Raw genomic sequence first — 13,022 nt, 5'->3', positions numbered from 1 at the left:
GGCGTCACGTGCCCGGTTTCTTGCCCCATACGAAGACGCTGTCGTTTGTCCTGAGCATGCCCCACAGCTTCTCCGCGTGCCGCTTGCGCAGGTTCACGCAGCCGTACGAGCCGGGCGGGCTGTAGATGTTGGCGGTGATGCCGTGGAATGCCTGGCCGCCGTCGAAGAACTGACTGAACGGCATGGGTGAGTGGTAGATCGTGGAGAAGTGGTCGCGGTTCTTCCAGTAGACGTGGTGGGTGCCGGTGCGGGTCGGGTAGCCCTTGCGGCCGGTGCGGACGGGGGCCGGGCCGAAGATGACCTCGTCGTGGTTCTGTACCCACATGATCTGGCGGGCCAGGTCGACGCAGGCCACGCGCGGCGCCCAGTGCTCGCCCTTCTTGCGCATCCGCGGCACGGGGCAGCGCTTGTCGGCGTTCGGGTTCGCCTTCGCCTCGGCGAGCCGGACGACGCCCCCGGTCACCGGGCCGGTGAAGCCGTTGGCCGGGATGATGCCGTGCTTCTCCTGGAAGGCGCGGATGACCTTGCAGTCCGCCGGTGACTGCTTGCCGTCCACCGTGAGCTTCAGATAGCGCTCCACCTGCCGCTGGTAGGGGCCGGTGGAGGTGGAGCACGCCTGCGGCGCCATGGGGGCCGCCGCAGGGGCCACCGCGCCGCCCGGGGCGCGCTGGAGCACCTCGGCGGGCGGTACGTACTCCACCAGGGCGTCACCCCCCGGGTCCGGCAAACGGCCGGGCGGTGGTTCCTCCTCGGCGCGCGCCGTCATGTCCGGTGCCTGTGCCTGGTCGGGCGTGTCCTTCGGCGCCCCGCCGCCGGGCGAGTCGGCGATGCCCGGTACCAGGTCGGACTCGGCGACCGGTGCGGGGCGTTGCGGGCTCGGCGGTGCCGGTCCGTCGACGGCGGTCCCGGGAACGGCGGCGAGCGTCAGCAGCGTGGCGGTGCCGGTGGCCGCGGCCAGCAGGCCCGCGAGAGTGCGGTTCATAAGTTCATCTGTCCCGCGCGGGCGGCGGCGGGCCACCGGGGCGCGGCCAGGTTCGCCCTGGTGGGTCGGATTCTTCGGCCGGGCGGGCGGTGCCCGTGGCGCGCGGCGACGATGGCGGCCGGGCGGTGCCGTGCGGTGCGGCCGGGCGGTGCCGCGCCCCAGCGGGTGAGACTGGGGGCATGAGGACTGCTTACAGCGTGGAGAAGGTGCGGGCGGCGGAGCGGGACCTGATGGCGCGGCTGCCGGCCGGGGCCCTGATGCAGCGGGCCGCGGCGGGCCTGGCGGTGGCCTGTGCGGATCTCCTGGGGCGGGTGTACGGGTCCCGGGTGGTGCTGCTGGTGGGCAGCGGCGACAACGGCGGCGACGCCCTGTACGCGGGCGCCCGGCTGGCCCGCCGGGGCGTCGGGGTGCGCGCGGTGCTGCTGTCCCCTGAGCGGGCCCACCAGGGCGGTCTGGCGGCCCTCCGGGCGGCGGGCGGCCGGGTGTCGGCCGACCCCCGGGCCGACATCGGCCGCGCGGACCTCGTCGTGGACGGCATCGTGGGCATCGGCGGCAAGGGCGGGCTGCGCCCGGAGGCGGCGGAGCTGGCCGAGGCGGCGCGCGGCAGGACCGTGCTCGCGGTGGACCTGCCGAGCGGGGTGAACGCGGACACCGGAGAGGTGGACGGTGCGGCCGTGCGGGCGGACGCGACGGTGACGTTCGGCGCGTACAAGCCGGGGCTGCTGATCGATCCGGCGCGCGAGTACGTGGGCGCGCTGCGGCTGGTGGACATCGGCCTGGACCTGCCGGACGAGGCGGACGTGGCGGCGCTGCAGCACGCCGACGTGGCGGCGCTCCTGCCCGTCCCGGCGGCGGACAGCGACAAGTACCGGCGCGGCGTGGTCGGCGTGGTGGCGGGCTCGGCGCGCTATCCGGGCGCCGCGGTACTGGCGGTCTCGGGCGCGCTGCGCGGCGGCGCGGGCGCGGTCCGGTACGTGGGCCCCGGCGGCGACGCGGTGATCGCCGCACATCCGGAGACGCTGGTGCACGCGGGCCCGCCCTCGAAGGCGGGCCGCGTGCAGGCATGGGTGACCGGCCCGGGCCTGGGCGACAACGAGGAGGCCATGGCCGACGTCCTGGCCTCCGACGTGCCCGTACTCGTGGACGCCGACGGGCTGCGCTACCTGGACCCGGCGCGGCTGCGCGCCCGTACGGCGCCGACGCTGCTCACCCCGCACGCGGGCGAGGCCGCGGCCCTGCTGGGCGCGGCCCGCGAGGAGGTGGAGTCGGCCCGGCTGCACGCCGTACGGGAGCTGGCCTCCCGGTACGGCGCGACGGTACTGCTCAAGGGCTCCTCGACGCTGATCACCGCCCCCGAGGGGACCACCGTCCGCGTCAACCCCACCGGCACGGGCTGGCTGGCCACGGCCGGCAGCGGCGACGTCCTCTCGGGCCTGGCCGGTTCCCTGCTGGCCACCGGGCTCGCACCGCTGGAGGCAGCGTCGGCGGGCGCGTACCTGCACGGGCTGGCGGCGCGTCAGGCGGCGTCCGCGGGCACGCCGCTGACGGCCTGCGACGTGGCCGAAGCCCTGCCGGGAACGTGGCTGTCGGTGACCACCTAGGGCGCCTCGGGGCGCCCTCAGGGGCGCGGGGAACTGCGCGCCCAGCCACAGCCGACCCGCAGGCGGCCACCAGCACGCACCCCCGCGGCGTGTTCCGCCCCCGCCCCCTCAGCGGAGGGGTGACTCATCCCTCCGCGATCACCACAGCCGAAGCCACCCCCGCATCATGGCTGAGCGAGACGTGCCAGGACTGGACGCCCCGCTCCTGCGCGGCCGCCGCCACCGTGCCCCACACCCGGAGCCGGGGCTGTCCGCTCTCCTCGACGTACACCTCGGCGTCCGTCCAGTGCAGGCCGCGCGGCGCGCCCAGCGCCTTGGCCAGCGCCTCCTTCGCGGCGAACCGGGCCGCGAGGGAGGCGACGCCGCGCGGCTCGCCGCCCGGCAGGTACCGCTCACTGTCGACGAAGAGCCGGTCCAGCATCTGGGGCGTGCGCTCCAGCGCCGCGGCGAACCGGTCGATCTCGGCGACGTCGATCCCGACCCCGATGATCATTCGACGGTCACCGACTTGGCGAGGTTGCGCGGCTGGTCGACCTCGTTGCCGCGGGCCGTGGCCAGCTCGCAGGCGAAGACCTGGAGCGGCACAGTGGCCACCAGCGGCTGCAGGAGCGTCGGCGTCACGGGGATGCGGACCAGGTGGTCGGCGTACGGGACGACCGTCTCGTCGCCCTCCTCGGCGATGACGATGGTGCGGGCGCCGCGGGCCCGGATCTCCTGGATATTGGAGACGATCTTGTCGTGCAGTACGGAGCGCCCACGCGGCGACGGCACGATCACCACCACCGGCAGGTCCTCCTCGATCAGCGCGATCGGCCCGTGCTTCAGTTCGCCCGCCGCGAATCCCTCGGCGTGCATGTACGCCAGCTCCTTGAGCTTCAGCGCGCCCTCCAGGGCCACCGGGTGGCCCACGTGGCGCCCGAGGAAGAGCACGGTGTTCTTGTCCGCGAGGCCGCGGGCCAGCTCCCGTACCGGCTCCATCGTGCCCAGCACCTCGTCCACCTGGGTGCCGATCTCGGCCAGCTCCTTCACCACGGCCTGGATCTCGTCGCCCCACTTCGTGCCGCGCACCTGCCCCAGGTACAGCGCGACCAGGTAGCAGGCGACCAGCTGGGTGAGGAACGCCTTCGTGGAGGCGACGGCGACCTCGGGCCCGGCGTGCGTGTAGAGCACCGCGTCGGACTCGCGCGGGATGGTCGAGCCGTTGGTGTTGCAGATGGCGAGCACCTTCGCGCCCTGCTCGCGGGCGTGCCGCAGCGCCATCAGGGTGTCCATGGTCTCGCCGGACTGGGAGATCGCGACGACGAGCGTGCGGTGGTCCAGGATCGGGTCGCGGTAGCGGAACTCGCTCGCCAGCTCGACCTCGCACGGGATGCGCGTCCAGTGCTCGATGGCGTACTTGGCGATCAGACCGGCGTGGAAGGCCGTGCCGCACGCCACGATGACGACCTTCTGCGCCTCGCGCAGCACCACGTCCGGGATGCGCACCTCGTCGAGCGAGAGCCGCCCGTCCGCGCCGATGCGCCCCAGGAGGGTGTCCGCGACCGCCTTCGGCTGCTCGGCGATCTCCTTGAGCATGAAGTAGTCGTAGCCGCCCTTCTCGGCGGCCGAGGCGTCCCAGTCGACGTGGTACGGGCGCACCTCGGCCGGGCGGCCCTCGAAGTCGGTGACCTGGACGCCGTTCCGGCGCACCTCGACGACCTGGTCCTGGCCCAGCTCGACGGCCTCCCGGGTGTGCGCGATGAAGGCGGCCACGTCGGAGGCGAGGAACGCCTCGTCGTCACCGAGGCCGACGACCAGCGGGGAGTTCCGGCGCGCGCCGACCACCACGTCCGGCGCGTCGGCGTGCACCGCCACGAGGGTGAAGGCGCCCTCCAGCCGGCGGCAGACCTGCCGCATCGATTCGGCGAGGTCCCCGCAGGAGGAGAAGGACTCCGCCAGCAGGTGCGCGACCACCTCGGTGTCCGTCTCGGAGGCCAGCTCGTGGCCGCGGTCGGTCAGTTCGGCGCGCAGCGCGGCGAAGTTCTCGATGATGCCGTTGTGCACGACCGAGACCCGCCCGGAGTTGTCCAGGTGCGGATGGGCGTTGGCGTCGGTGGGGCCACCATGCGTGGCCCACCGGGTGTGCCCGATCCCCGTACTGCCGGCCGGCAGCGGGCGCGCCGCCAGCTCCTTGTCCAGATTGGCGAGCTTGCCGGCCTTCTTCGCCGCCGCCAGGCCGCCGTCGGCCAGCACCGCGACACCCGCCGAGTCGTAGCCGCGGTACTCCAGCCGCTTCAGTCCGGCCAGTACGACGTCAAGGGCCGACTGCCCGCCCACGTATCCCACAATTCCGCACATGAAGGCAGCCTACGGCGCGCGGAGATCGATACCCGCGTCCCATACGGGTCAATGCCCGCTCTCGATCCGGTCGATGGCCTCCTGGACCAGATCGAGGAATTCCACCTCCTCACAGCGCGGCTTGCTGCCCATCTCGTACAGGACCAGGCAATCCGTCAGCTCCTCCCCCAGGTCCTCGTCGGGGAGTTCGGCGGCCAGTTCGCTGTGGACCAGGCCGGCGTGGCCGCCGGATTCCGGGGCCGCCGCAGTCTCCGCACCGGCTCTCAGCCGGTACTGCCGTACGTAATCGAGCAGGCGTGTCACCGTGCCCACCCCCCTTTTCTCGCGACGCAGAAATTGACGCGCTCCCCCACTGCCGGACGTTATCGAGGAATACGTGATTGGTATAGACATGGGTATTCCGTCCTCCAGGAGGACGGCCGCGCAGCCGTTCGGGTTGCTCCGCAACGCCACCCCGGGATGAGCGGTGGCGGGCGGCTGCGGACAATGGGCGGCGTGCCCATGACGACAGAGCAGCCGCAGCAACGACGCCGCGCCGACGCCACGCCGTACGTCGACATGACCCGCGCGGAGTGGAGCGCCCTGCGGGAGAAGACCCCGCTCCCGCTGAGCGCCGAAGAGGTCGAGCGGCTGCGCGGCCTGGGCGACGTCATCGACCTGGACGAGGTGCGCGACGTCTACCTGCCGCTCTCCCGGCTGCTGAACCTCTACTTCGGGGCCACCAGCAACCTCCGCGGCGCGCTGAACACCTTCCTGGGCGACCAGAAGGGGCACGGCGCCCAGGAGGGCACGCCGTTCGTCATCGGCGTGGCGGGCAGCGTCGCGGTCGGCAAGTCCACCACGGCCCGCCTCCTCCAGGCCCTGCTGGCCCGCTGGCCCGACCACCCCCGCGTCGAGCTGGTGACCACCGACGGCTTCCTGCTGCCCAACGCCGAGCTGCACCGGCGCGGCCTGATGTCCCGCAAGGGCTTCCCCGAGTCCTACGACCGGCGCGCCCTGACCCGCTTCGTGGCGGACGTGAAGTCCGGCAAGGCCGAGGTCACCGCCCCGGTCTACTCGCATCTGATCTACGACATCGTGCCCGGCGAGCGGCTGACCGTGCACCGCCCCGACATCCTCATCGTCGAGGGCCTCAACGTGCTGCAGCCCGCGCTGCCCGGCAAGGACGGCCGCACCCGCCTCGGCCTCGCCGACTTCTTCGACTTCTCGGTGTACGTGGACGCCCGCACCGAGGACATCGAGCAGTGGTACCTCGGCCGGTTCCGCAAGCTGCGCGAGACCGCCTTCCAGAACCCGTTCTCGTACTTCCGCAAGTACGCCCAGGTCTCCGAGGAAGAGGCGCTGGAGTACGCCCGGATGAACTGGCGCACCATCAACAAGCCCAATCTGCAGCAGAATGTGGCCCCCACGCGCGGGCGCGCGAACCTCGTGCTGCGCAAGGGACCCGACCACAAGGTGCAGCGCCTGTCGCTGCGCAAACTCTGAGCGAGAACTTCGAGGACTCTGCTGTGCTGCATCTGCGACTCATCGTCCCGGCGGACCGTACGGACGAGGTGGTGGCGCTGCTGGAGAAGACGGTCGGCACCACCCATCTGGTGGTACTGGCCGGCGCGGCCCGCAACCCCGCCGGGGACGTGATCACCTGCGATGTGGCGCGCGAGGCCGGCGACGGACTGCTGCGCGAACTGCGCGAGCGCGGCATCGACGACTGCGGGTCGATCGCCGTCGAGCACATCGACCTCTCGCTGTCCACGCGCGCGGTGCAGGCCGCGGAGGACGCGCCGGGCGAGGGCGCGGACGCGGTCCTGTGGGAACAGCTGAGCGACGCGACGCACGAGGAGTCGACGCTCACCGTCACCTACATCGCGTTCCTGACGCTGGCGACGATGATCGCGGCGTGCGGTGTCGTACTGGACAACGCGATCCTCATCGTGGGCGCGATGGCGGTCGGCCCGGAGTTCGGGCCGCTGGCCGGGATCTGCACGGCGGTGGTGCAGCGCGCCCCGCGGCTCGCGTGGCGGTCGCTGGTGGCGCTGGTCGCCGGGTTCGCGGTGGCGATGATCCTGACCGTGGGCTTCAGCTACCTGATGGACGCGATGGACCTCTTCACCTACGACAAGTTCGAGGCGGACCGGCCCAACACGTCCTTCATCTGGCAGCCGGACCTGATGTCCTTCGTGGTGGCGCTGCTCGCCGGCATCGCGGGCACCCTGTCCCTGACCTCGGCCAAGTCCGGCGCCCTGGTCGGCGTCGCGATCTCCGTGACGACCGTCCCGGCCGCCTCGAACGCCGCCGTCGCCTTCCTTTACGGCGACTACTCGCAGACGGTGGGCTCCACCGGCCAGCTCCTGCTGAACCTGGCGGGCATCATCGTCGCGGGCACGCTGACACTGGTCGCCCAGAAGTCCCTCTGGGCGCGCCAGCGTGCGCGCGAGCGTGCCGCCGTACGCGAGAGCTGAGGCTCAGCCCAGCGCGGACTTGACGACATCGGCCAGCCGGCCGGCCACGGCCTTCGCCTGCTCCAGGTCGGCGGCCTCCACCATGACCCGGACCAGCGGCTCCGTACCGGAGGAGCGCAGCAGGACGCGGCCCGTCGCGCCCAGCTCGCGCTCCGCGTCGGTCACCGCGGCCGACAGCTCGGCGGAGGTGGCCACCCGGGACTTGTCCACGTCGGGGACGTTGATCAGGACCTGCGGCAGCCGCTCCATGACGCCCGCCAGCTCGGACAGCGAGCGGCCCGTCGCCGCGACCCGCGCCGCCAGCATCAGGCCGGTCAGTGTGCCGTCGCCGGTCGTGGCGTGGTCCAGCACGATGACGTGCCCGGACTGCTCGCCGCCCAGCGCGAAGCCCTGGGCCTTCATCTCCTCCAGGACGTACCGGTCGCCCACCGCGGTGCGCACCAGCTCGATGCCCTCGCGCTCCAGCGCCAGTTTGAAGCCCAGGTTGGACATGACCGTGGCGACCACGGTGTTCTGCCGCAGCGTGCCCGCGTCGCGCATGCCCAGCGCGAGGACGGCGAGGATCTGGTCGCCGTCGACCTCGTTGCCCGCCTCGTCCACGGCCAGGCAGCGGTCCGCGTCGCCGTCGTGCGCGACGCCCAGGTCGGCGCCGTGCTCGACGACCGCCGCGCGCAGCTTCTCCAGGTGCGTGGAGCCGCAGCCGTCGTTGATGTTCAGGCCGTCGGGGTCGGTGCCGATCGTGACGACCTCGGCGCCGGCCCGCGCGAACGCCTCCGGGGAGACCCGGGCCGCCGCGCCGTGCGCCCCGTCGATGACGATCTTCAGCCCGTCCAGGCGGTTCGGCAACACGCCGACCAGGTGCGCGACGTAGTTGTCGAAGCCCTCGGCGTAGTCCTTGACCCGGCCCACGCCCGCGCCGGTCGGCCGGTCCCACGCGTCACCGGAGGCGTGCCCGCGGTACCTGCTCTCGATCCGGTCCTCCAGCTCGTCGGCGAGCTTGTGCCCGCCGCGCGCGAAGAACTTGATGCCGTTGTCGGGCATCGGGTTGTGGCTCGCGGAGAGCATCACGCCCAGGTCCGCGCCGAGCGCGCCGGTGAGGTACGCCACCGCCGGGGTCGGCAGCACGCCCACCCGCAGCACGTCCACGCCCGCGCTGGCCAGCCCCGCCACCACGGCGGACTCCAGGAACTCCCCCGAGGCACGGGGATCGCGCCCGACCACGGCCACCGGCCGGTGATCTTCAAAAGTGCCCGCTTCCGCAAGCACATGCGCCGCAGCGACCGACAGCCCGAGCGCGAGCTCTGCCGTCAGATCCGCATTGGCGACGCCGCGCACCCCGTCCGTGCCGAAGAGTCGTCCCACTGGTGTCCTCCGAGTTCATGAGCTTGGACCAGACCGTTATGACCGTTATGTACAGGTATACGCCTATCTGGTCCCGGATAGCCGAACGCCCCGGCGGCACGGAAAGTGCCCCCGGGGCGTTCGCCAAGCTGCGCGCGAAGCGCGAAAGCTGCACACGAGGCAGCGAGCGTGATTAGCGCTTGCTGTACTGCGGCGCCTTGCGGGCCTTCTTCAGACCGGACTTCTTGCGCTCGACCGCACGGTCGTCGCGCTTCAGGAAGCCGGCCTTCTTCAGCGGGCCACGGTTGTTCTCGACGTCCGCCTCGTTCAGCGCACGGGCCACGCCCAGGCGCAGCGCGCCGGCCTGGCCGGAGATGCCGCCACCGGAGATGCGGGCGACAACGTCGTAGCGGTTGTCGAGCTCGAGCACCTTGAAGGGCTCGTTGACTTCCTGCTGGTGCACCTTGTTCGGGAAGTAGCCCTCGAGGGTGCGGCCGTTGATCTTCCACTGGCCGGTGCCGGGGATGATCCGGACGCGGGCAATGGCGTTCTTGCGACGGCCCAGGCCGGCGGCCGGCTGCGGGTCACCGAAGCGGGAGGCGAGGGACTCGGAGGTGTACTCACCCTCCAGCGGCGCCTCGGTCTCGGTGGTGTACTCCTCGACCTCGAGCGGGGTCTCGGCGGTGGTCTCAGCCACGATGCTCCTCAGATTCTCTTCGTCTTAGGGGGTGTGGCCGGACTTACTGCGCGACCTGGGTGATCTCGAACGGGACCGGCTGCTGAGCAGCGTGCGGGTGCTCGGCGCCCGCGTAGACCTTCAGCTTCGAGAGCATCTGGCGGCCCAGGGTGTTCTTCGGGAGCATGCCCTTGATGGCCTTCTCGACAGCCTTCTCGGGGTTCTTGTCGAGCAGCTCGTCGTAGCGGACGGAGCGCAGACCACCCGGGAAGCCGGAGTGGCGGTACGCCATCTTCTGCGACCGCTTGTTGCCGGACAGGTGCACCTTGTCGGCGTTGATGATGATGACGAAGTCACCGGTGTCGACGTGAGGGGCGTAAACCGGCTTGTGCTTGCCCCGGAGGAGGGAAGCTGCCTGAGTCGCCAGACGGCCCAGGACAACGTCCTGCGCGTCAATGATGTGCCACTGGCGCTGGACATCGCCGGGCTTGGGGCTGAACGTACGCACGTTTTAGCCTTCGCTTCTAAGTGATGGGACCTGTACAGGGTCACCTCGGTCGACAGACCGACACGGGCGGCTCCGGGTGACGCAACCCTTTGCCTGCCGTCGGTCATCGGCCCGGTGGACCGGCGTAAGGGCCCCTCACGTGAGATAGAGCAAGCCAATACGCATAACGAACAGGCAGAATACCGGGCCTCCCCCAGGCGGGTCAAAACGCACCCCGTACGGGGGTGCGATCCCCGCCATCGCTGTCCCGGCGGCCCGGCCGGCCGCTCCCGCGGCCCAGGCAGACGCACGCCAGCACGGCGGTCAGCGTCCACAGCATCGCCGCGTCCTTGAAGGCCCGCCGCCTGATGTCCTCCAGGTACGGCCAGTCCAGGCCGGAGACCTGGGGCACGAGGGCGATCCAGAACCACACGGTACGGGGCGCGGCGCCCGGTACGGCGACGGACGCCAGCAGCGGGCCGAGCACGACCAGCAGGTAGTGGTCGAAGGACGGGCGGGAGACGAGGAAGGCGGCGAGCAGCAGCATCGCGGCCGTCTCGACGAGCCGCAGCGGCCCCGCGTCCCCGCGCCGCCAGCGCAGATACGCACAGGCCACCCCGGCAGCGGCCGCGAGCACGGCCACGCCGAGGGCCACCGGCTCCGGCAGGCCGAGCCGGGCCAGGACCGCGCCGAGCGAGGCGTCGTACGGCCGCGCGAAGACGTCCTGCCCGCGCAGCAGGAACGGCAGCGTATGGGTGAGGAACATCCCGGGCCGCGGCATCACGAGCGCGGCGAGCAGCGATACCAGGAGGGGCACGCCGAGCGCCGCGGCCAGCGCCCGCCACCGCCGTGCGAAGACGAAGAGCAGCAGGACGGGCACGAGCATCGGCTTGACCGCCAGCGCCGACCCGATCACCGCGCCGGCCGCCACCCACCTCCCCCGGCGGGCCATCAGCAGCGCCAGCGGAAACGCCACCACCGAGGCCAGCGTCCAGTTCCCGAGCGTGACGAGGTTGCGGAACGGCTGGAAGAACGGCAGCGCGGCCACCGCGAGCGCGGCGAGCCTGCTGCCCGCCGCGACCTCGAAGATCCGCAGACTCAGCCACCAGCCCGCCAGAACGAGCCCGACACCGGCGGCCGGCACGAGCCAGGGCAGCCAACCCTGCGGCAGCAGCGCCTCGGGGACGGCCGCGAGCACCGCCCCCGGCAGATACAGGAACCGCTTGTCGGCGTAGGGCGCCCCGCCGTCCAGCAGCGCACCCGCCGCCCGCACGGCAAAGCCGTTGTCCATCCCGAGGTGCCCGCCCCGCCGGACGGTCACCCAGACCACGACGGCCATCAGCCCACCGGCCACGGCCCGCAACGGCCAGGAGGCGGGCCGCAGCAGCCACGCCGCGCACGGTGATTGCACCGCTTCGCCCGTTGCGCCCGTTACGTCCGCCGCCATGCGGCCAGGCTAGAAGCCCCGCCGCTACCGCTCCCGCTCGACACGACGCTCGTCCCACACCGGCTCGGACGTCTCCCGCACCCGCCCATCGGCCCCGAAGACCAGATAGCGGTCGAAGGACCGCGCGAACCACCGGTCGTGCGTGACCGCCAGCACCGTCCCCTCGTACGCCTCCAGCCCCGTCTGCAGCGCCTCCGCCGACTCCAGGTCGAGGTTGTCCGTCGGCTCGTCCAGCAGGAGGGCCGTGGTGCCGGACAGCTCCAGGAGCAGGATCTGGAAGCGGGCCTGCTGGCCGCCGGAGAGGCGGTCGAAGCGCTGCTCGGCCTGGCGGCTGAGTTCGTACCGGCGCAGGGCGCTCATCGCCTTGCCGCGGTCCTTGGCGTGTTCCGTCCAGAGGATGTCGAGGAGGGTGCGGCCCTCCAGTTCCGGGTGGGCGTGGGTCTGGGCGAAGTGCCCGGGTACGACGCGGGCGCCGAGCTTCCACGCGCCCGTGTGAGACACCTCCTCGCCCGCCAGCAGCCGCAGGAAGTGCGACTTGCCCGAGCCGTTGGAGCCGAGGACCGCGACCCGCTCGCCGTAGAAGACCTCCAGCGAGAAGGGCTTCATCAGGCCGGTCAGCTCAAGGTTCTCGCAGGTCACGGCGCGTACGCCGGTCCGGCCGCCGTGCAGCCGCATCGTGATGTCCTGCTCGCGCGGCGGCTCCGGCGGCGGCCCGGCCTCCTCGAACTTCTTCAGCCGCGTCTGCGCGGCGTGATAGCGCGAAGCCATCTCGTGGCTGTTCTCCGCGGCCTGGCGGAGATTGCGTACGAGCTTCTTCAGCTGCTCGTGCTTCTCGTCCCAGCGCCGCCGCAGCTCCTCGAAGCGCGCGAACCGCTCCTTGCGCGCCTCGTGGTACGTCGCGAAGCCGCCGCCGTGCACCCAGACGTCGCTGCCCGCCGGGCCCGGCTCGACGCTGACGATCTTCTCGGCGGAGCGGGCCAGCAGCTCCCGGTCGTGCGAGACGAAGAGGACCGTCTTCTTCGTCTCCCGCAGCCGCTCCTCCAGCCAGCGCTTCCCCGGCACGTCCAGGTAGTTGTCCGGCTCGTCCAGCAGCAGCACCTCGTCCGTGCCGCGCAGCAGCGACTCCAGGACCAGCCGCTTCTGCTCGCCGCCGGAGAGCGTGCGCACCTGCCGCCACTGCGCCTTCTCGTACGGGACGCCGAGCGCGGCCATCGTGCACATGTCCCAGACGGTCTCGGCCTCGTAGCCGCGCGCCTCGGCCCAGTCGCTCAGCGCCTGCGCGTACGCCATCTGCGCGGCCTCGTCGTCGACCGTCATGACCGCGTGTTCCGCTTCGTCCACGGCCTTAGCCGCCGCCCGCAGCCGCGGCTGGGACACCGACACCAGCAGGTCCCGCACCGTCCGGTCGTCCCGCACCGAACCCACGAACTGCGGCATCACCCCGAGCCCGCCGCTGACCGTCACCGCCCCGCCGTGCGGCTGGAGCTCCCCCGCGATCAGCTTCAGCAGCGTCGTCTTGCCCGCGCCGTTCGCCCCGACCAGCGCGACCGTGGCGCCTTCCCCCACGCGGAAGGACACGTCCCCCAGCAGGACCCGCCCGTCCGGCAGGTAGTACTCCAGATGTCCGGCGTCCACATGTCCCATGCGCGAATTCTCGGCCCCGCGGCGCCCGTGGGCCAAACGGGTTTCCCG

General features: G+C 72.1%; 12 protein-coding genes. 3 read left to right on the top strand and 9 right to left on the bottom strand.

Annotation, left to right across the window (positions count from 1 at the left end):
- Window positions 1-4: 4 nt before the first annotated feature.
- Window positions 5-982, bottom strand: a complete 978-nt coding sequence (locus tag CCS38_RS23730; RefSeq protein ID WP_223735319.1) for a L,D-transpeptidase family protein — start codon at window positions 980-982, stop codon at window positions 5-7.
- Between the two features lie 179 nt (window positions 983-1,161).
- On the opposite strand from CCS38_RS23730, the gene CCS38_RS23725 reads away from it, so the two are divergent.
- On the top strand, window positions 1,162-2,583 hold the full coding sequence (locus CCS38_RS23725) for an NAD(P)H-hydrate dehydratase (protein ID WP_223735318.1): 1,422 nt from the start codon (window positions 1,162-1,164) through the stop codon (window positions 2,581-2,583).
- 124 nt (window positions 2,584-2,707) lie between these two features.
- On the opposite strand, the gene CCS38_RS23720 is transcribed toward CCS38_RS23725, so the two are convergent.
- The 3 genes from CCS38_RS23720 to CCS38_RS23710 are packed head-to-tail and all read right to left on the bottom strand — an operon-like array spanning window position 2,708 to window position 5,187.
- Complete coding sequence (locus CCS38_RS23720) at window positions 2,708-3,076, bottom strand: holo-ACP synthase (protein ID WP_030262910.1); 369 nt, start codon at window positions 3,074-3,076, stop codon at window positions 2,708-2,710.
- A complete protein-coding gene (gene glmS, locus CCS38_RS23715) occupies window positions 3,073-4,920 on the bottom strand; it encodes a glutamine--fructose-6-phosphate transaminase (isomerizing) (RefSeq protein WP_223735317.1) in 1,848 nt (615 codons plus the stop codon). The genes CCS38_RS23720 and glmS overlap by 4 nt, the downstream gene beginning before the upstream one ends.
- A 48-nt stretch (window positions 4,921-4,968) precedes the next feature.
- Entirely contained in the window at window positions 4,969-5,187 is a 219-nt protein-coding gene (locus CCS38_RS23710) for a hypothetical protein (protein ID WP_223735338.1), read from the bottom strand.
- A 228-nt stretch (window positions 5,188-5,415) separates the two neighbouring features.
- Between CCS38_RS23710 and coaA the strand changes: the two genes are divergently transcribed.
- Window positions 5,416-6,405 (top strand): type I pantothenate kinase, encoded by a 990-nt coding sequence (coaA, locus tag CCS38_RS23705; protein WP_030262900.1) that lies wholly within the window; start codon window positions 5,416-5,418, stop codon window positions 6,403-6,405.
- Window positions 6,406-6,428: 23 nt separating this feature from the next.
- On the top strand, window positions 6,429-7,379 hold the full coding sequence (locus tag CCS38_RS23700; RefSeq protein ID WP_223735316.1) for a DUF389 domain-containing protein: 951 nt from the start codon (window positions 6,429-6,431) through the stop codon (window positions 7,377-7,379).
- Between the two features lie 3 nt (window positions 7,380-7,382).
- On the opposite strand, the gene glmM is transcribed toward CCS38_RS23700, so the two are convergent.
- From glmM to CCS38_RS23675, 5 genes are all read right to left on the bottom strand, one after another.
- Window positions 7,383-8,741: a phosphoglucosamine mutase gene (gene glmM / locus CCS38_RS23695; RefSeq protein WP_223735315.1), complete on the bottom strand. Its 1,359-nt coding sequence runs from the start codon at window positions 8,739-8,741 to the stop codon at window positions 7,383-7,385.
- A gap of 172 nt (window positions 8,742-8,913) precedes the next feature.
- A complete protein-coding gene (gene rpsI, locus CCS38_RS23690) occupies window positions 8,914-9,417 on the bottom strand; it encodes a 30S ribosomal protein S9 (protein ID WP_030262889.1) in 504 nt (167 codons plus the stop codon).
- A 43-nt stretch (window positions 9,418-9,460) separates the two neighbouring features.
- Window positions 9,461-9,904, bottom strand: coding sequence for a 50S ribosomal protein L13 (gene rplM / locus CCS38_RS23685; RefSeq protein ID WP_030262884.1), 444 nt, complete (start codon window positions 9,902-9,904; stop codon window positions 9,461-9,463).
- A 202-nt stretch (window positions 9,905-10,106) separates the two neighbouring features.
- Entirely contained in the window at window positions 10,107-11,330 is a 1,224-nt protein-coding gene (locus CCS38_RS23680) for a glycosyltransferase family 87 protein (RefSeq protein ID WP_223735314.1), read from the bottom strand.
- Between the two features lie 24 nt (window positions 11,331-11,354).
- Window positions 11,355-12,974, bottom strand: a complete 1,620-nt coding sequence (locus CCS38_RS23675) for an ABC-F family ATP-binding cassette domain-containing protein (RefSeq protein WP_223735313.1) — start codon at window positions 12,972-12,974, stop codon at window positions 11,355-11,357.
- Between the last annotated feature and the right edge of the window lie 48 nt (window positions 12,975-13,022).

The sequence above is a fragment of the Streptomyces purpurogeneiscleroticus genome (assembly GCF_020024005.1).
In the GTDB taxonomy this organism is placed as follows: Bacteria; Actinomycetota; Actinomycetes; order Streptomycetales; family Streptomycetaceae; genus Streptomyces; species Streptomyces purpurogeneiscleroticus.
Note: the sequence above shows the minus strand (reverse complement) of the source record. Positions and strands in the feature narration are given on the sequence as shown.